This is a genomic window from Hyphobacterium sp. CCMP332 (assembly GCF_014323565.1).
Taxonomy (GTDB): Bacteria; Pseudomonadota; Alphaproteobacteria; order Caulobacterales; family Maricaulaceae; genus Hyphobacterium.
The window spans coordinates 1,862,683-1,882,065 of record NZ_CP058669.1 but is presented as its reverse complement, the minus strand read 5'-3'; the positions used below and the strand labels follow the sequence as shown (position 1 = coordinate 1,882,065).

The 19,383-nt window shown below is 60.7% G+C and carries 14 protein-coding genes; 8 read left to right on the top strand and 6 right to left on the bottom strand.

The window, feature by feature from the left end:
• Positions 1-159: 159 nt before the first annotated feature.
• The 6 genes from HXX25_RS09535 (at position 160) to HXX25_RS09510 (ending at position 7,234) form a co-directional block, all read left to right on the top strand.
• Positions 160-2,685: a TonB-dependent receptor gene (locus HXX25_RS09535; protein ID WP_187165693.1), complete on the top strand. Its 2,526-nt coding sequence runs from the start codon at positions 160-162 to the stop codon at positions 2,683-2,685.
• Between the two features lie 70 nt (positions 2,686-2,755).
• Positions 2,756-3,166, top strand: a complete 411-nt coding sequence (locus HXX25_RS09530) for a hypothetical protein (RefSeq protein WP_187165692.1) — start codon at positions 2,756-2,758, stop codon at positions 3,164-3,166.
• Positions 3,167-3,171: 5 nt separating this feature from the next.
• The gene (locus HXX25_RS09525) at positions 3,172-4,107 is read left to right on the top strand and encodes a sterol desaturase family protein (protein ID WP_187165691.1); all 936 of its coding nucleotides are present in this window, start codon (positions 3,172-3,174) and stop codon (positions 4,105-4,107) included.
• Between the two features lie 95 nt (positions 4,108-4,202).
• Entirely contained in the window at positions 4,203-5,309 is a 1,107-nt protein-coding gene (locus HXX25_RS09520) for a ferritin-like domain-containing protein (protein ID WP_233346628.1), read from the top strand.
• A gap of 11 nt (positions 5,310-5,320) precedes the next feature.
• A complete protein-coding gene (locus HXX25_RS09515) occupies positions 5,321-6,175 on the top strand; it encodes an alpha/beta fold hydrolase (protein ID WP_187165690.1) in 855 nt (284 codons plus the stop codon).
• A 129-nt stretch (positions 6,176-6,304) separates the two neighbouring features.
• Positions 6,305-7,234 (top strand): hypothetical protein, encoded by a 930-nt coding sequence (locus HXX25_RS09510; protein ID WP_187165689.1) that lies wholly within the window; start codon positions 6,305-6,307, stop codon positions 7,232-7,234.
• An 80-nt stretch (positions 7,235-7,314) separates the two neighbouring features.
• On the opposite strand, the gene pbpC is transcribed toward HXX25_RS09510, so the two are convergent.
• Complete coding sequence (pbpC, locus tag HXX25_RS09505) at positions 7,315-9,357, bottom strand: penicillin-binding protein 1C (protein ID WP_187165688.1); 2,043 nt, start codon at positions 9,355-9,357, stop codon at positions 7,315-7,317.
• Positions 9,357-14,228, bottom strand: coding sequence for an alpha-2-macroglobulin (locus HXX25_RS09500; RefSeq protein ID WP_187165687.1), 4,872 nt, complete (start codon positions 14,226-14,228; stop codon positions 9,357-9,359). Before HXX25_RS09500 ends, pbpC begins: the two co-directional genes overlap by 1 nt.
• Positions 14,229-14,395: 167 nt before the next feature.
• Between HXX25_RS09500 and HXX25_RS09495 the strand changes: the two genes are divergently transcribed.
• Both HXX25_RS09495 and HXX25_RS09490 read left to right on the top strand, forming a co-directional pair.
• A complete protein-coding gene (locus HXX25_RS09495) occupies positions 14,396-15,082 on the top strand; it encodes an SDR family NAD(P)-dependent oxidoreductase (protein ID WP_187165686.1) in 687 nt (228 codons plus the stop codon).
• A 187-nt stretch (positions 15,083-15,269) separates the two neighbouring features.
• Positions 15,270-15,512, top strand: coding sequence for a hypothetical protein (locus HXX25_RS09490; protein ID WP_187165685.1), 243 nt, complete (start codon positions 15,270-15,272; stop codon positions 15,510-15,512).
• Here the strand turns inward: HXX25_RS09490 and HXX25_RS09485 are convergent.
• Genes HXX25_RS09485 through kdsB form a run of 4 tightly spaced genes read right to left on the bottom strand, consistent with a single transcriptional unit; the run spans position 15,509 to position 19,249 of the window.
• On the bottom strand, positions 15,509-16,714 hold the full coding sequence (locus HXX25_RS09485; RefSeq protein ID WP_187165684.1) for an NAD(P)/FAD-dependent oxidoreductase: 1,206 nt from the start codon (positions 16,712-16,714) through the stop codon (positions 15,509-15,511). The genes HXX25_RS09490 and HXX25_RS09485 overlap by 4 nt on opposite strands.
• Positions 16,711-17,853: a CaiB/BaiF CoA-transferase family protein gene (locus tag HXX25_RS09480; protein WP_187165683.1), complete on the bottom strand. Its 1,143-nt coding sequence runs from the start codon at positions 17,851-17,853 to the stop codon at positions 16,711-16,713. Before HXX25_RS09480 ends, HXX25_RS09485 begins: the two co-directional genes overlap by 4 nt.
• Positions 17,850-18,470: a histidine phosphatase family protein gene (locus tag HXX25_RS09475; protein ID WP_187165682.1), complete on the bottom strand. Its 621-nt coding sequence runs from the start codon at positions 18,468-18,470 to the stop codon at positions 17,850-17,852. Before HXX25_RS09475 ends, HXX25_RS09480 begins: the two co-directional genes overlap by 4 nt.
• Positions 18,467-19,249 carry a 3-deoxy-manno-octulosonate cytidylyltransferase gene (kdsB, locus tag HXX25_RS09470; RefSeq protein WP_187165681.1) on the bottom strand — a complete coding sequence of 261 codons (783 nt, stop codon included), beginning with the start codon at positions 19,247-19,249 and terminating at the stop codon, positions 18,467-18,469. Before kdsB ends, HXX25_RS09475 begins: the two co-directional genes overlap by 4 nt.
• Positions 19,250-19,383: the final 134 nt, after the last annotated feature.

Genomic DNA, 19,383 nt, shown 5'->3' with positions numbered 1-19,383 from the left:
CCCCTGTTAACCCCGATCGGGCACACGTCTTGCACGTGATGATGCATTCTGATGCTCGCCTGTTGCGCGTTCGCTACTGACAAGAGCATCGAAGTTTGATCTAGTAGGCGCAATAAAAGCTCAAGCCGCAAGAGAAACGCGGTGATCCAGGGGGAAAATATGCAGAAATCTATTCGCGAACTGGCACTCGGTTCGACTGCGCTGGCGATGGCCGTGATTGCGGCAGCTCCAGTCTATTCGCAAGGCATGGACACCATTACGGTGACCGCACAGCGGCGTGAAACCACGCTTCAGGATACGCCTGTCGCCGTGACAGCTGTGTCCGGTGATGTTCTGGAACAATCGCAGTTGCGCGATGTCCGTGACCTCCAGACGCTTGTTCCGGCACTCTCCGTGTCGCAGAACTCCTCGTCATCCAATGCGAGCTTCTCCATTCGCGCCGTCGGGTCCTCGACCTTCAACTTCGGCATCGAGCCGTCGGTTGGCGTGTTTGTGGACGGTGTGTACCGGTCCCGGAATGGTGCATCGATCGGCGACTTCCTCGGCGTGCAGCGGATTGAAGTGCTGCGCGGCCCGCAGTCGACCCTGTTCGGAAAGAACACGTCTGCCGGCGTGATCAACTTCGTGACCGAAACGCCGGCCGATACATTCGGCTATGAAGGCGAAGTGACGCTGGGTTCTTTCAATCAGCGCACCTTCCGCGGCATGATTGAAAATGGTCTGGGCGACGGCATCTCCGGCCGCCTCGACGTCAATATCAACCAGCGTGGCGGTTTCATCACCAACGTTCCGGATGGCCGGGATGTGAATGAGCGCAATCGCTGGGGCTGGCGCGGTCAGTTGTTCTTCGAACCGAATGATCGCCTGTCGCTGCGTATCATTGGTGACATGCAGCAGATCGACGAGAATTGCTGCGCCGCACCGTTTACCCTAGTGTCTCCCGGGAACGCCGGTGCCTTTACCCTTCTCGGCGTGACGCAATTGCCGGTGAACCCTTATTCCGGTCAGATCGCGATTGATGGCAGCATTGCGTCTCTGATCAATAGCGGCGGTCTGTCGGCTGAACTGAATTACGAGTTCGACGGCTTCACCTTTACCTCCATCACGGCCTATCGTGCCTATGATGAGGATCAGGACATTGACCCGGATTGGGTGGATCAGCCGTTCAACCAGCGCCGTTTCCTGGATCAGGACTATCAGACCACGACCCAGGAATTCCGGATGACCTCGACCGGTGACCGGACTGTCGACTATCTGCTCGGTGCCTATTTCTTCCACCAGAATCTGAACACAACCAATATTACGCGTCAGGGTCCGCTTCTGCGGCCATTTGGGGATTTGTTCTCCGGTGGTGGTGTCGCTTTTGTCGAAGCCTTGTGTAACGGTCCGCAGGGCCCGTTCATCGGCGGCTGTGTGCCGGGTCAATATCTGGCGGCCGGCTCCGGTCAGTCTTCGACCTTCTGGCAGAATAATGACAGTATGGCCTTCTTCGGTCAGCTGGACTGGCATGTGAATGACCGGTTCACCCTGACGGGCGGCCTGCGCTATACGAATGACGAAAAAGATGCGCGCTCCGACATTTCCATTCAGGATCCGTACGCGGCACTGGATTTTGTGCAGATCGGGTTTAACGCTCTGATCTTCCCGGCAGCGTTTACGCAGGCGACCGGGCTTCCGTTCACGCCGGCTAACGTCGCCTTCGTACAGGGTGCAAACCCGGCCGGCTTTGCGCAAATCGTTGCCGGCGCTCAGGCGGCAGCGGCAGATCCGAATGTCAACACGCTGCTCGGCCTTGGTGCACTGCAATTCTTCCCGCCGGCACCGAACTTCAACTCCTCGCGTTCGGACTCCAACCTGTCCGGCACGATCATTGCCAGCTATGATGCCACGGACGATCTCAACCTTTATGCCTCTTATACTCAGGGCTATAAGGGCGGCGGTTTTGCACTCGACTCTGCTGCGGCGCGGGTCGGCAGCTTTACCTTCGATCCCGAGACCGTCACGGCCTGGGAATTCGGCATCAAGACGACAATCGGCGATGTGTTGATGATCAACACGGCCGTCTTCCGTCAGAATGTCGAGGACTTCCAGACCAACGTGTTCACCGGTTCATCCTTCGTGCCGGACAATGCGGGCGAGATCCAGATTTCGGGTATCGAGATCGAAACCCTGTTCCAGCCAACCGAATACCTCACCCTTACCGGTGGCGTCATCTGGCTCTGGGAAGACAAGTATGTGACTTTCACCGATGGTCCATGCCCGGTGTCGGATACGTCGAACTGTCAGTTCCGTGCCAGCGCAACCTCTCCGGCTCTGGTGCCGGTGCAGGATCTGTCCGGCCGCGAACGCGGCAGTGCAGAGTTCACCGGGAATGTGACGGCGCTCTATCAGCGTCCGGTTTCGGAGAATCTGGAATTCTTCCTTCGCGGCGAAGTCTTCTTCCGGTCCGACGCCTTCCTGACGACACAGCTTGATCCGCTTCAGGTTCAGGAGAGCTTCCAGCTCTTCAATGGCAGTGTCGGTCTGACGGCTGAAGATGGCCGCTGGGAAGTTCAGGTCTGGGGCCGCAATCTGGCAGATGAAGAGTATCTGCAAGGTTCCTTCGACTCGACATTGCCGGGCAATATCAACGGCTATCCGGGCGACCCGCGCACCTATGGTGTGACGTTCCGCCTGCGTAACTAGTCGTTACCTGCGACAACAGGGATTGGGCGGGGGCCTTGCCTCCGCCCTTTTTCTTGGCAAACATCCGGACATGACGACCCTGATCATTATCGCCGTATCGGCCGTCCTCATTCTGGGGCTGATTGGTCTCAATGCCTGGATGGGCGGCTGGACGCCGTCCAGAATCGACTCGCTGGAAACCGCCGCCGATTTGCTGCGGCAGGATCTGCTGGCATTCGAGCCGGATGACGGCGTGCTGGCCAAAGACCAACGCGCGGCATTGATCATGGAGAAAGCAACGGGCCGCATCGGGCTGGTTGTGGCACAGGGCGATATTCTCGTATCCCGGTTGATGTCGCCGGACGACATTGCCCGGATCACCGAAAACGGAAGCGCGCTTGATCTGCGCTTTCGTGATTTCACATTTCCGAATACACTTTTCGAGTTCGACAATTCAGATGTGGCGGCACAGTGGCGCGCGCGTCTGGCGGGGGAAAGCTGAACGCCATGCCTGATCTTCCCGATCCGATCCAGATTGCTATTCCGTTTTTCGTGCTCCTGATTGTGGCCGAGCTGATCTATGCGCAGCGGACCGGCAAGGCGAAGTTCGAGCCCCGTGATTCCGGTGCCAGTCTGGCGATGGGTCTGGGCAATACAATTGCGGGTGTGGTTTTTGCGGCCGTGGGGGCCAGCTGGTTCGCCTTTATCGGCCAGTATGCCGTCTTTGATTTCGGCTGGGCGTGGTATGTCTGGATCATCTGCTTTGTGCTGGACGATTTCGTCTATTACTGGTCACACCGTTTCGCGCACACCATTCGCTGGTTCTGGGCCGATCATGTCACGCACCATTCTTCGCAGCATTACAATCTGACGACAGCCTTGCGTCAGCCCTGGTTCAACGTCTTCACGCTCAAATTCATCTGGTTCGGATCGTGGATGATATTGATGGGCTTCCCGCCGGCCATGGTTGCGTTCTGCGGGGGGCTGAACCTGATCTATCAGTTCTGGATCCATACCGAGGTGATCAAACGCCTGCCGGCGCCGGTCGAGGCGATCATGAATACGCCGTCGCATCACCGGGTTCACCATGCGACCAACCCGCTCTATCTCGACCGGAATTATGCCGGTGTCTTCATTATCTGGGACCGCATGTTCGGGACGTTTCAGGCCGAGCTGGACGAAGAGCCCTGCCGTTATGGCATTATCCGGAATCTGGGCACTTATAACCCCTTGCGTATTTCCATCCATGAATGGTGGGGCATTGTGAAAGATGTGGCCTCGGCAAAGTCCTTCAAGCACGCGCTGGCCTATGTTTTTGCGCCGCCGGGATGGTCGCCGGATGGATCGCGGCTGACGACCAAAGCCATCAAGCAAAGAGCGGGCGTTGAAAAGCCGGTGCCGGCACCGGTCGATGCCGATGGCACAATTTCGCCCGCGGAATAGGCGGCCTCTTGCGTTTCCCGTAAATTTCGATCACTCTCCCCGGAAGTGAACAGCGTTTACTTTTATAAAATGCTGCACCGATCGGGGAGAGACTGATGAGCTTGCGTGACCTTTATCCGCTGCCGAACATTGACCCAAGTTGGACCGTTCCGCAGGAATTTGATGCTGTTTTTGACTGGGAGTTTGATGAGGGTCGAAAGACGCTCATGCACCTTTATCAAAAAGGCAAGGACATGCAGTGGGATGCGGTCAATCGCATCGACTGGACACAAGAGCTGGATCCGGAAAACCCGATGGAGTTGCCGGTCGAAGTCGGCGGCCTCTATGGCTCGCCGCTCTGGGAACGGATGAGTGCGAAAGACCGCATCGAGCTGACCCGGCATTCCCAGTCCTGGAATATCTCCCAGTTTCTGCAGGGCGAGCAGGCCGCGCTTTTGTGCGCAGCAAAAATTGTCCAGCAAGTCCCGGATCTCGACGCCAAATTCTATGCCGCGACCCAGGTGATGGACGAGGCGCGCCACGTTGAAGCCTATGCCAAGCTTCTGAAGAAATTCGACCTGGCCTATCCGATGACCCACCCGCTTCAGGAGCTGGTCAATCAGGCGCTGCGCGACAGCCGCTGGGATATGACCTATCTGGCGATGCAGGTCGTTATTGAAGGGCTGGCCCTGGCCGCATTTGGTGCCATTCGCGATATGGCGCAGAATCCGCTGGCGCGGATGGTGAATGCCTATGTCATGGAAGACGAAGCGCGCCACGTGGCTTTTGGCCGAATTTCCCTGAAGGATTACTACCCGCAGCTGACACAGGCCGAGCGCGATGAGCGGGAAGAATTTCTGGTCGAAGCCTGCTGGTTGATGCGCGGTCGCATGACCGATGCCCGCGAAGTCTATCGCGCTCTGGATCTGCCCGAACAGGAATGTGTCGACTATTCGGAAAACTCTGAGATCGTTCAGCTTTACCGGCAGATGCTGTTCCAGCGCATCGTGCCGATCGTCAAGGATATCGGTATCTGGGGCAAGGACATCCAGAAGACCTATGAAGAGATGGGTGTGCTCCAGTATGCCAATCTCGATCCGGAAGAGTTGCAACGCGATGACGAGGCGAAAGCCAAGGAATTCGACGCGCGGCGCGCTTATGTCGAAGCGGTTGCCAAGGCCAGCGGCGACGGCAATGTCTCCGCTGTCGGACACGCCGAATAGCGGACTTTCCCATGCCTGAAGCTCAGCCGGTCTGGCTGACCTCTGCTGACGGGCTTCGCCTCTTTGGCCGGTATTATGCCGGCGATGCGGCGAAGCCTCTTTGTTTGTGCCTGCATGGTCTCACCCGTAATTCGCGGGACTTTGAGGATTTTGCGCCCGCTCTGGCCGGACAAGGCTTTCCTGTCCTCGCACTCGATATGCGCGGGCGAGGGGAGAGCGAATACGCAACCGATACCGCCACCTATTCGATCGAAACCTATGTCCGGGACTGTCTGGCCTGGCTCGATCAGTCTGGCGCTGATTCGGCCATCTGGATTGGCTCGTCCATGGGCGGCGGCATTGCCATGTATGCCGCGGTGATGGCACCTGACCGGGTGCGGGGATTGATCCTGAATGATATTGCGCCGGAAATTGACCCGAAAGGGGTGGAAAATATCCGGAAAATTGCGGGCAAGGGCGGAGCTATTCGATCCTGGAGTGACGCCGCGCGGCGTTGCCGCGACGTGAATGGTCATGTCCATCCCGACGAGGATTCCGATGAATTCTGGCTGACCTTTGCGCGCAGAACGCACCGGCAGACGGGGCCGGAAAGTTTCCGTTCGGACTATGATCCGGCGATTCTGGCGTCGCTCGGGGGCGGTCCGTCGCCCGAAGATCGTTGGAATGCCTTCGACCTGTTGCGGGAAATCCCCACACTTTTGGTCCGTGGCGCGCTTTCCGAACTCGTCACCCGCGAAATCGCGGACCGCATGATGCTGCGCCGTCCGGATATGGACTATGTCGAGGTCCCGAATACAGGTCACACGCCCCTGTTGACCGAATCAGTCGCCCGCGACGCGATATATGAATGGCTGGCGCGGCAATAATTCCCCTCACGCGGGAGTTGCTCAATTATTCCACGTCAAAACTGGTGAAAACATTAATTTTCGCTTAACTCCGGCTTTCTGTGGGTATACGGTTGGGTATCGAAATTCTTTTTTGGGGGAATATATCCAATGCTTCGACGTCTTCTTCTTCTCAGCGGCACCGCCGCGTTGATCGCCGGACCGACTGCAGGTGTTGCAGCCGCCGACGACATGTCCTGGTTTCCGTCCGAGCCACCGACGAATGCGACCCCGGGTGAGTGCTATGCCCGTGTCCGTGTTGAGCCGATCTACGAGCCTTACACGGAGACCATCACGTCGTCTGACGCCTACGAGACCTATGACGTGGCACCGCCACGCATTGAAGAGCGCATCGAGGAATATGTCCGCCGCGATGCCGGTGTGCGTTATGTCGTTCATCAGCCGGTTTACGAGACGGTCACAGAGAATGTTCTCGTCCGTCCAGCCTACACCGAATATGTCGTGCGTCCGGCCGTCCATGAAACCGTGACCGAGCAGGTCATGGTTCGTGAGCCGCGCATGGCCTGGCAACGCGGTCGTGTACCGGGTGCCCAGATCACGCGCTATGACCCGGAAACCGGTGAAGTCTGGTGTCTGGTTGAAGAGCCGGGCGAATACCGCACAGTGACCCGCAATGTGGTCGTGCAACCGGCGCGCATTGATGAAATCGAGACACCGGCAGAATATGCCATGGTGTCGCGTGAAGTGCTCGTCGAGCGTGGCCGCGTTGAGGAAATTCCGATCCCGGCAGAATACGACACCTATACGGTTCAGGTTCTGACCCAGCCGGCAACGGTTGAGAGCCGCACTGTTCAGGGCCGCTCGGAAACCATTACGCGCTACCGTCTCGTTTCCAGCGAGCGTTATGAGTGGCGGATGATGGATTGCGAAGAAATCGAACTTCCGAACTTCGACGCACCGACCGTTGAACGTTCGCGTACGCCGATGTCCTATCAGGACCATTCCGGTGGCGTGGATTTCGACAGCCACAATGACGACTATGATGGTGCTGCCCAGAGCCGCATCCTCGGCCGTCAATAAGGTCTGATCCGGGCTCCGGCCCGGCCAGTGAAACGCCCCGTCCGGGATACCGGGCGGGGCGTTTTCTTTTGGGGGTCTTGCTATCCGGCAGGCGTGATGATGCGGACCTGTGACACGGTGGAGCGCCCTTCTATATCGACCGCGCGAACGGCATAGAAACCGGGGCCTTGCGGCGTCCAGACCGGCTCACCCGCCGCATTGAGCGCGACAGGCCGCCCGTCCACATACCAGCGCAGGGCGCTTTCCGCCCGGCCCGCCAGGACATAATCACGGCCACTGGCCTCCATCCAGACTTCGGCTTCATCCGGCGGAAACAGAATCTCCGGCTGTGGGTCGCGATTGTACCTTGCCATGGGTTCGGGCGTTTCCTGCGCGAGACGCCAGGGCTCACGGTCTTCGCGCGGCGTCTCCTGTTGTGGCAGCATGTCGAAGATATCAAACAGGATCGGCAGGGCCGCCTCGCGTCCGGTCTGCCCTGTGCGCGGGCGCGCATCCGCGCGGCCGACCCAGACGACGACGGTATAACCTCCCGCAATTCCGGCGGCCCAGGCATCCCGATATCCCCAGCTCGTGCCGGTCTTGAAGGCGATGGCCGGCGCATTGCTGGTCAGGCTGGCAGGTGCGCGGCCGGACGGTTGGGGCGCTCCGCGCAGAATGTTCAGGATCTCGCCGGCCGATTCGGCGCTCATGATCTGCATGCCGGGCGCGTCGGCGGCCAGCGCGTCTGCCGTCCAGACGAGAGGACGCACTTCGCCGCCATTCGCGAGGCCCGTATAGAGTGTCGCGAGATCGCGAACGGTCAGCCCGGCTCCGCCCAGGGCAATGGCGAGACCGGTATCGGTATCGGCGCTGTTGCCAATGACCGGTGAGGCCCCGGCAAAGCGCAGACCCGCGGCAAAGCGGCTGGCACCCACCGCATCAAGTGTTTCGACTGCGGGGACATTCAGCGAGTGTTGCAAGGCCTCGGCGACGGTGACATCGCCCCGGAACATGCGGTCAAAATTCTCCGGCATATAACTGTCAAAGCGGCGCGGGGCATCCGTGATACGGGTGTGCGGCATCGCCAGTCCGTCATCGAAGGCCATCCCGTAGATGAAGGGTTTCAGCGTGGAGCCGGGTGAGCGCGGCCGGTCGGACAGATCAATCCATCCGCCATCACGGGCGCGGCTGGCAGAACCAATGGCGGCACGCACGGCGCGGGTCTCATTCTCGACGATCAGGATGGAGAGCTGGACATCCGGCCCCGCCGCTTCAGCAGCGTCGAGGGCCAGACGCTCGGCTTGCTGTTGCAGGCCGAAATCCAGTGTCGAGCGAATATTGACGGCTCCGTCAGCATTCGCGGTCCGTAAATACTGGCTGGCATGCCAGGCCAAACCCGGAAAATCGTGGCGGACCGGAATCGGATCACTGGCGGATTCCGCGGCAATATCTGCGGCGATGATGTCATAACTGGCAAGCCGGTCGAGAATTCGCGCGCGGCCTGACCGGGCATTCTCCGGCCTCAGATCCGGGCGGCGGGCTTCGGGCGCTTGTGGCAGGGCGATCAGCAGAGCGATCTGACCGGGTGTCAGACGGTCGGGCGCGTGGCCAAACCAGGCCCAGCTGGCAGCGGTGACGCCTTCGAGATTGCCGCCATAGGGTGTCAGTGTCAGGTAGGTTTCCAGAATTTCGTCTTTGGAATAACGGGATTCCAGTTGCAATGCCCGCAAGACTTCCATCAGCTTGGAGCCGAGATTGCGTTCGGGGCGCGGCTCGAGAAGGCGCGCCGTCTGCATCGTCAATGTCGAGGCGCCGGATACGATTTCGCCGGCGCGTATGGCATTGAAACCCGCGCGAACAACCGCCATCGGATCGACACCATGATGCTCATAAAAGCGGGAATCCTCAACCGCAATAAGCGCGCTGACAAAGGCCGGGTCGATCGATTCCAGGTCCGCGGCCAGCCGCCAGCGTCCGCCCTCGACCGGAAAGGCGCGAAACATCTGGCCGCGCTCGTCGGTGACGACAATGGAGCGCTCCGCCAATGGGGGCGGCGGAAAGACGCGGTCCAGCCCCACCGCCAGAACCATGGCGGTCAGGGCGGCAAGGCTGGTCCAGCGCCAGGCGGTCAGTATGCGCGACATCAGCGGGCCCGGATGACAACCTCACCAGCGGCGGTGCGAGCGAAGACATCAGTGCGATACATGTCTTCCACCACGACACCCGGAATGGTGAACCGGCCGGGCGTTACGGCGCGGACGGTGTAGGCATAGCGCTCTGTGCGCTGGCCATAGACCTCGATGGCCGCCACATAGCGATCATCACGGGCTTCCTGTATGCGGGCGGAATCGATGGATCCGAGCCAGCTATAGACGCCATTCGGTCCGCCTTCATTGGTCTGAACAACGGCTTCGATTTCAAAACCGGCCGGCAGCAAATCCGCAAGAATCAGCGGTGCCCGGCGCGATTCCGGATTGACGATTTCAAACGAGATCACCAGCCGGTCGCCTTGCGAAATATTGGCAAGGTCAGCTTCGCTGCCATCCGTATTCCGGATGCGTTTGCTGACTGTCAGGCGCGACGCCTCGGCCGCCGGAGGCTCGCTGGGTGTGCCGCGCGCGACGCTGGTCAGCCAGACCGGATTATCGCTCGCATTGGTGAAACTCGCCCCTTGCGCCAGATCGTCCGGCGACATCGCGAAACTGCGATTTTCCGCCCGTACGGTGACGGCACCATCCGGGGCGATCTCCACCTCGTCGCCTTCTTGCGTGAGGGCGTTGGCGGCCAGCAGCAGATAGGCCATTTCCTGCGTTGTCAGGCTGTCTACCGCCGGGAGTTCAACGGCCACACGGCTGCCAAGACGCTCGACGCGGTCCGTATCGCCCGCCTCGGCGGCGAGTGCCAACACGCCCGCCAGATCGCGGCGCGGTGTCTGGTAATAGTCGCCGGGATTGTTGTAGCCGAGGACACGTTCGGCGAGATCGAACGCATTCTGGCTGCGCGAGCGATCCCCCACCATGGCCAGTGCGGCGGCGACATGGGCCCGGGCCAGCGGGCTGGAAATCTGGTCGATTCGCTCGTCGTGGAAATAACGCAAACGCCCGACATCGGCGCGTCCGGCGCGGGCCAGCACGTAGAAGGCATAGGCCTGGCTGCGATCATTCAGACGCTGCTGCGTATCGCGTTGCCACGGACCTCGCCGGATGTCCGTATCATACCCGCCAGCGCGATAGAAATCACCGCGGGCGATATGACCGAGCACCGTATAGGCGCGATCAAGGGCCGCTTCCGGAACGTCATACCCGGCCGCGTCGGCCCGTGCGAGGAAGTCGGTGGCATAGGCGCCCAGCCACCCATCGGCGTAGCGATCGCCCATCCGCCATTGACCAATGGCACCATCGGAGCTTTGCCGGCTGAGTATGGTTTCGACGGCATCGCGAATGCGCTGATGGGAATCGCTATCCGTCTCGAGACCGGCCAATGCGGCCATCTGGCCGGCATAGAGCAGCGGCATGGCGCGGCTTGTCTGTTGTTCGGTACAGCCGAAAGGATAGCGGCTGAGATGCTGGTAGATCGCTGCCGCATCCATGGGAATGGCCGAAAAACTGAGCTCAAGTTCGGCATCACCGGTATTGAATTCCGACAGGAGTGCCGGATCGGGTGACCAGTTTTCGCCGGCCGCCAGAGCGTATCGCTGATAATCGGCTTGCGGCCGGAAGGCCGAGCGCACCTGTATCGGATAGCTGGATTCCAGTTCGATATCCGGGCCGATCACATCCATGGACAGTTGAGCGATACCGATATCACCGGCCGTGATGCCGACCGTATCATCGCGGCGTTCGCCCGGTTCCATGGCCGCACCATTCTGTGGCTGGTCGAAGGAGACCGGCCCGTTGCTGGAGAACATGGCGATGTAATCGCCGGCTTCGCCTTCGACATTGTCAATGGTCAGCGTTGCCTGTGCCTGATCTCCCGGAGACAGGAAACGCGGCAGGATCAGTTCGGCGGGAACCGGATCGCGGACCGTCAGGGCCTGCGACGCCGAACCGAGTGCCGTATCCGACCAGGCTACCGCCATCAGACGCAATTCGCCGTTGAAATCCGGCACCTCGATATCGACCGAGGCATTGCCATTGCGATCAAATTCGACCGGGCCGGAGAAGAGGGCGACTGTTTGCGTGGGTACAACGGTCAGACCGGCACCACCGATCTGGTCGCCACCGGACCTGACTGGGGCGGCTGCACCCTGATTGGGGTCGAGCAGGCGGCCATAATCATCATAGAGCGACACATCGAGGGCGCGTTGTCCGAAATACCAGTCGATGGGATCGGGGGATTCAAAGCGTGTGAGGAGCAAAATGCCTTCATCGACCGCTGCGACCGTCACATATGCATTGCGCGTATTCTGGCTGGCTTCGAGATCGACACTGACGATCTGACGCGGGCGCACCAGTTCGGGCATGTCGAAGGCGAGATCAATGGTGCGCTCTGCGGCGCTGACCGGAATATAGGCGACCCCGACAGCCCGGCGCGGGCGCGGTTGCTCTGCGGCGTCACGCGGCGTGTAAACCGTCGCCATGACATAAGCGCCGGTGCCCCACTCATCCGTGACGGGCAGCGTGAAGCCGGTCCCGCCTTCGGGCAGGCTGATGGTGTAGCTGGCAATCACGCGGTCGGTTGCGACCACGATCTCCGCTTCACCGGCATAGGGGGCTTGCAGCGTGATCTGGGCCGTATCGCCTACAGCAGGTGCGTCCTCGGGCGTTGCTATCCGGACGCGGTCCGGCGCTTCGACGCCATCTTGCGCGACGCTGCCCCAGCCGACCCAGAAGCCATAGCTGCTGGAAGCGCCATCCGGACCCGAGACTTCGAGCCGGTAATTGCCCCAATCCAGCGGCGGCGTGTTGACCGCCGTAATCTCTCCACCGGTCTGGATCACACCGTCCTCAATCGGAACCGTGAAGCTCGTCCGGCGCCAGCGCCACGCCCCGCCGCTGGTCCGATACCAGTCATAGCGATTGTCCTGGCGGGTCAGACGCCATTCCAGACGGGCGTCGGTCTGATCGCCATAGGAATCGAGTGCGACGACATTGAAGGCGGTTGCCGCATCGCGTTCCGCCCGGCCGTCGAAATCCGGTTCCAGACCAATGTAGAGGTCACGCGGGCGATAGGGGATACGGACATCATCGCGCACCGGGCGTCCGCCCGGTTCAATGGCGGAGACAACGACCCGGGCGCGCAAGGGCTGGGTAGCCTCGGCTCCGCGGCGTCCGGCATCGAGCCCGAGCACGGCGCGGCCGGCGCCGTCCGTGACGGCATCGGGCAAGTCATAGGCGATCTGCTGAAAGGCCTGATCATGAAGGCCGAAGCGATAGCCGGAAAATTCCTCAAACGGGGACGGATCGACCTCGATACGGACTTCGCCTTCCACCGGCAGGCCGGCTCCGGGTGCACCGTACAGAAAGCGGACATTGGCTTCGATGCCGCGGCTTTCTTCGGCCTTTAACGGCGTGGTGTCATCGGCTTCGATATCCAGTTCGATGCGTTGCGGAACGAAGTCCTCCACCGAAAAGCTGGTGCGTCCCACGACGCCAACGCCATCCAGCTCCAGCGACAGACGCCAGATGCCGCGCGCGGCGGCGCTCGAAATATCAAAATCGTGCTGCAGGCCACCGGCCATGTCCGCTTCATCAAAACGCAGGCGATCGGACTCAATGCCATTGGGAGCATAGAGGATGAAACTGCCGGGCCGGTCGTCTATCGCATTGGCCTCCCGGTCGCGGATCAGCGCCGTGGCGTGAACGGTTTCGCCGGGACGGTAGATGCCACGATCCAGATAGAGAAAGGCATCCGCGCCGTCGGGCGTGCGGCGACCATCGATATTGTGCTCGGAGAGATCCACCGGTGCACGGTTGAAATCGAGCAGGGCGAAATCACCGTCCGGGCCGTAGGCGGCCAGCAAGCGGGGTGAATTGGCTCCCGTGCCGTTGGTCAGCGGGTCGTCAAAGCGAACGCGGCCATCGTCATCGCTCTCGACCGTGGCGAGAATTTCATTGGACTGGGCGAGCAGCTGGATATCGACGCCTTCCACGGACCGGCCGGTCTGAAGCGACCTCACCGTGACGTCGATGCCGTCCTGTCCGACATAGGAGGTCAGGGCCAGATCGGTGATGACAAACCAGCGCTCGGACCGGGCGGGTTGGTTTTCAGATTCATCAACGGTGGCATCGCGGACGCGCACGAAATAGGCGCCGGGCTCCAGAACGCCAATCGTTTCTGCGAGCGGCATAACTGTAATGACGGGGGCGTTGGGCTCGCCCGATGTGTCCATCGTGCCCTGCCAGATGGTCCGCCCGACATCGTTCGGGCTTTCTTCGCCATAGAGATAGCCCCATTCATCTTCCGAGGCGGTATAGCCTTGCGTGATTTCGCGGAAGACAAGCGCGCGATCCGTGATCCGCAAGACCTCGATTTCGACTTCATCGACATTGACCGTCTCGATGGGAATACCATCGGCATCAATACGCGGCAGGATGACGCCGTCTCCGGAGAAGCCGACATAGGCCGGGCGCGCGCCAAATTCGATCGTGGTGGTTTCGGATATCGCCAGGGTATCGCCATCGGCGGCGGGCAAGCCTGCCAGCAGGGTGATATCGGGCGACTGACCGAAGGTCAGCCCGCCGACGCAGAGCGATGATCCGTCAATCCGGAGGGCAATATTTGCGGGCGGATCCAGTTCGACATAGGGCGAATAATCGACGGCGGGGTCCAGCGCCTGGGAAAACACAAAACAGGCGGCGGGCTGGGCTGCCGAGACATCAATACGATAGCGAAGATAGTCAAACTGGTCCGGGTATTCCGGTTCGGGCCGGGGCGCTGACGCGGATCGATCCGAGAGCTGAATGCCGTCGCGGTCCGTCCCTGCCGTGCCGGTCTGTCGCTCCTGACAGGCTGTCAGTGCCAATGCCATTGCCACGGCCCCCAGGCCGATGCGTGTCAAACCGGTCGTCATCATGGAATCTCCCTGTCCCTTCCCGAATGTGCATTCTCTCACGAGTAGCGGGAAACTTCATCCCCTTCATTTGTGTCCATCTGCGGGCGCAAAACGGGTCATTCAATGCCGACAGTCTTGCGGGAGAATTTTCGCGCGCTAGTGTCCGGCGCATACAAGAGGAGGTCTTCATGTCCGGCAAGGTGATCGCGATTTCGGGTGGTTTTGGCATTCTGGGAGAGGCGGCTGTCAAGGGTGCACTTTCAAAAGGCTGGACGGTCGTGGCGATCGACCGGGCCGAGGGCCCCCGCGAGACGTTTCCGGACGGCGTGGACCAGCGCGGCGGTGTCGATCTGACCGATGCAGAGGCCACGGCAGACCTCTTCAATGCCATTGTTGAAAAGCACGGACGTCTGGATGCGCTCCTCAATATTGCGGGTGGATTCCGGTGGGAGACGCTGGAAGACGGATCGATCGACAGCTGGGATTTTCTCTACGAGATCAACGTGAAAACCGCGGCAACAGCTTGCAAGATGGCCTTGCCCTATCTGAAAGCCGCACCGGCGGGCCGGATCGTCAATGTGGGCGCGGCGGGCGCTTTGAAAGCCGGGATGGGCATGGGTGCCTATGCGGCGTCCAAATCCGGTGTGATGCGTCTGACCGAAGCCCTGGCGGAAGAATTGAAATCCACCAATGTGACGGTAAATGCCGTTCTACCGTCCATTATCGACACACCGCAAAACCGTCAGGACATGCCGGATACCGACCCGGACATCTGGGTGAAACCGGCCGATCTGGCATCGGTCATGCTGTTTCTGGCCTCCGATGAAGCGCGCGCCATTACCGGCGCGCTTCTGCCGGTGACCGGCAAGGTCTAGAAAACCCCGATTCCCATTTTGTCAGTTCCGGCCTTCCCGCCTATTGCAAGCGGAACCGGCCTTCCCACTTGTTTGCCATCGGCCCCATATCGGGCCCGATCCTTGTGGAAAGAACAGGCGCATGGCGTCTCACAGTCAGGCTTTGCAGGGGCCTTCAGAAAAACCTGCGCGCATTCGAACCTATTCCTTGACAGCACTCGCATCGGTGATTGCCGTTACCGTGCTGGTCGGCTCGGAAGCGCTTGTCGTGGCTTTCGCCTCTGTCTGGGCGATGGCCGGCATGTTCCATCCGGCCGAAGCGGTCATGTGGGCCCTTTATGGCCTTGCATCTATCGGCGCGATACTGGCCGCAGGCTGGTTTGCCCGGCTGGCGTGGACGTCAGAGATGCAGCCCGCCTCTCCGAAACCTAGCGAAGTTGAAGCCGGCTAGAAGGCCAGCTTCAGATCAAACGCCGGATCGGCGGCTTCCTGCGGCGTCAGTGACCGGTGGTCGTGCGCCAGGATGCGGCGGGCCGCCATGTGATCGGCCGGCGCGTTGATCGAATCGACGGCCATCAGGACGCCGTCCCTGAAGTAGAAAATCGAAAAGCTGCTTCTGGCCGGATCGCCGCGCGTTACGGCGATATCGGTGTCCATGGAGAGGCCGGCCATCTGCAATTTGATGTCGAACTGGTCGGACCAGAACCAGGGCACGGCGGTATAGGCTTCCGGCTTTCCGGTGAGCGTCTTGGCGGCAATCTTGGCCTGATCGATGGCATTCTGGACGGACTCCAGGCGCAAGACCTGCCCGGTAAGATGATTGGGATGCGCGGCGCAATCGCCGACAGCGACAATGTCCGGATCGGATGTGCGCGTGAATTCATCGACCAGAATACCGTTTTCGCAATTCAGGCCGGCTGTCAGGGCGAGTTCGTGACACGGTGACACGCCGGTTCCCATCACCACCAGATCAGCTGGCACGTTCCGGCCATCCTTGAGACTGACGCCATCAGGCGTGATCGCGTCGGTGAGCGTGTCCAGCAAAAGCGTGCTGCCATGGGAACGATGCAAGTCCTCGAAGAAGCGGGACACCGGTTCGCTGACGGCCCGTTTCATCACCCGGTCCAAAGCTTCGATGATGGTGACATCCTTGCCCATCTTTCGGGCCGAAGCGGCGACTTCAAGTCCGATAAATCCACCGCCGATCACGACGACAGATTTGGCTTTGGCCAGTGCGGCCTTGAGCTTCAGGGAATCATCCAGCGTGCGGAGCGCCAAAACGTGCGGCAGATCGGCGCCCGGAATCGGGGGAATGCGCACATTCGCGCCGAGACACAATGCCAGCCGGTCATAGGCCAGCGTTTCGCCCGTATCGAGCTCCACGGTCCTGTCTTCCCGGTCGATGGCGGTGGCGCGCGTTCCGAAGCGGGTGATGATATTGCGTTGTTCGAAAAAGCTGTAGGGCCGCAAGGGCAGGCGGTCTTCTTCCAGCTGATCCAACAGAAACGCCTTGGAGAGCGGGGGGCGCTGGTAGGGGGGCTGGGTTTCTTCGCCAATCAGTGTGATCGGGCCATCATGACCTTCGCGCCGCAGGCTGTCGGCGAGCTGGAGGCCGGCCTGTCCGGCACCGAGAATGACAATGTGGTTCATCATTGTGCGATCTGGACCTTTCCATCGCTGATCAGAGCGTTGATGTCGTCGCTGGTATATCCTGCGCTTTCGAGAATCTCGCGCGTATGCTCCCCCTGAAAGAAGGCGCTGCTCGGCTGTCCGGTTTCCGTTTCTGAAAAGCGCGGGGCCGGGGCCGGCTGGGGAAAGCCGTCGATCTCGACAAAGGTCTGTCTGGCGGCATTGTGCGGATGAGCAGGCGCTTCGGCCATCGTCAGAACCGGCGATACGCAAGCATCGGTCGGTTCAAAGATGCGGGTCCAGTCCTCGCGGGTCCGGCTGGCAAACACACGCTCGAATTCGGATTTCATCCCGGGCCAGCCCGCCGCATCATACTGGCGGGCGCACCAGCTTTCATCGAGGCTCAGCCCCTTGATCAGTTCGGCGAAGAATTGGGGTTCAATCGCCCCGACCGCCATGAATTCGCCGTCGGCCGTTTCATAGCAACGATAGAAGGGCGTACCACCATCAATGATGTTGGCCTCGCGCTTGTCCTGCCAGATGCCGGAGGCGCGCAGGGAATGGATCAGGCTCATGATCGCGGCCGAGCCGTCTGTCATCGCCGTATCAACCACCTGGCCTTTGCCGGTGGTTTTTGCAGACACCAGCGCCGCCATGACGCCATAGACCAGCATCAGTGATCCACCGGCATAATCGCCGACCAGATTGAGCGGCGGGACGGGGCGGCCGGCTTCGCCGATAGCGGCGAGGGCGCCGGTGATGGAAATATAGTTGATATCGTGCCCCGCCCGGTCGGCCAGAGGCCCCGTCTGTCCCCAGCCCGTCAGACGGCCATAGACCAGCGCCGGGTTGAGGGTGTGTACGGCATCCGGTCCGAGCCCCAATCGTTCGGCGACACCGGGGCGAAAGCCCTCGATCAGAATGTCAGCGGTTTCACAGAGCTTCAGGATCACATCCCTGGCACCGTCCGCCTTCAGATTGACGGCGATGGAGCGTTTGCCGCGGCGATTGGCATCCTTTGGACGCGCCATGCCGATGGCTTCGGCCTTGCGATCGACGGAGATCACGTCGGCTCCGAGATCCGCCAGCAATTGCCCGGCCAGCGGCCCCGGTCCAATGCCCGCCAGTTCGATGACCTTGATGCCGCTTAAAGGACCGCTCATGTCAGCTCCGGAAGAGTTTCAGGGTGTGCATTCCAGAACAGGGGCTGCCAGCCATCGGCCGTCTTGCGGGCCGCGCAGACATGGCCGGTTTTCACCTTGGCATCGCCGTCAAATCCGATGGCGGCATGAAAGTATCGCAAAATACCGTTCGAGGTGATGACAAGCCCCGGAAACGCCGCTGTCGCCATGTCGGCGAGAACGCCCAGTGCATTGGATTTCAATTCGTCATCGCCTGGTGACCAGCCGGCATTGCCCGGGCGCTTGTGGTGTTCCCGCCAGTCAGGAATGGCATTGGCACCAAAGATTTCGGCAATCTCGTCGTCGGTCTTGCCACCCCATTGGCCGTAATCGATCTCGGTGAGGCGGCTATCGATCTCTATGTCTGCATCCGACATGGTGATGGCCTTGACGATATCCGCCGCGCGCCGCGTGCGCTTCAGCGGCCCGGAGACGAGGCGCGCCGGCGCGATGCTCTGTTCGCGCAGGGCTTCACCCAGAGCCGCGGCCTGGGCTTCGCCGGATTTTACGAGGGGGAGGTCTTCCCTGGCACCGACCCAGACGATCTTGTCACCAGGGCCGAATGTATTGCCGTGCCGTGCGAGGAGAAGCAGGCTCATTCAACCAGCTCGCCTTCGCGGGCGATGATGGCCTCGACTTCGGCGACATCGGAGGGGGCGTCGACGGACCAGGCGGACCGGCCGCGATAGTCAACTTCGACAATGCGGATCGGAATACCGTTCTCCAGGGCACGCAATTGTTCCAGACTTTCGGCCTGTTCCAGCGGGCTGGGGGGCATCGCCACAAGTTGGCGCAGGGTCTCCGCGCGATAGCCATAGAGGCCGATATGCTGCCAGGTCGGCGTGCCGGCATCCGGATTGCGCTGGAACGGGATGACGGTTTTGGAAAAATAGAGCGCCTTCATATTCCTGTCGAAGACAACGGTGGTGCCGCCCACTTCGCCGGCAGCCTTTGCGGCCCGGAATTTGGCTTCTGTTTCCGGCGGCATTCTGACGGCGGGCGTTGCCATTTCGATGGAGGCATCCGCGCGCATCACGACCGGCACCGCGCCGATCACCCAGGGCGGCGTGAGGACGGCATCGCCCTGAACATTGATGATGATTTCGGCGGTGCTGTTCAGCGCGTCCAGCGCGGCCAGCGCACGTTCGGTGCCATTGCGGCAGGTTTCGGGCGTCATGACGGCCCGCCCGCCAAAGGTTGTCACCGAATCGGCGATCCGCATATCGTCTGTCGCCACAACAACCTGGTCGACGCCTTCGGCGGCCGAGGTGTGGCGCCAGACCCGTTCGATCATCTTGCGACCGGCAATGTCGGTCAGAGGCTTGCCGGGAAACCGGGTGGAACCATAACGCGCGGGAATGACGGCAAGAACGGACATGAGACCCCATCAGATATCGAGCCGTTGTTTTGCGGCAATCCGGGCATGGGATCAACAATTGTTGACTTGCACGCGCAGGGTCCATGCAAGAATGCCGGTCATCAAAAAAGGGGAGCAAAAATGCGCCTTTTGAT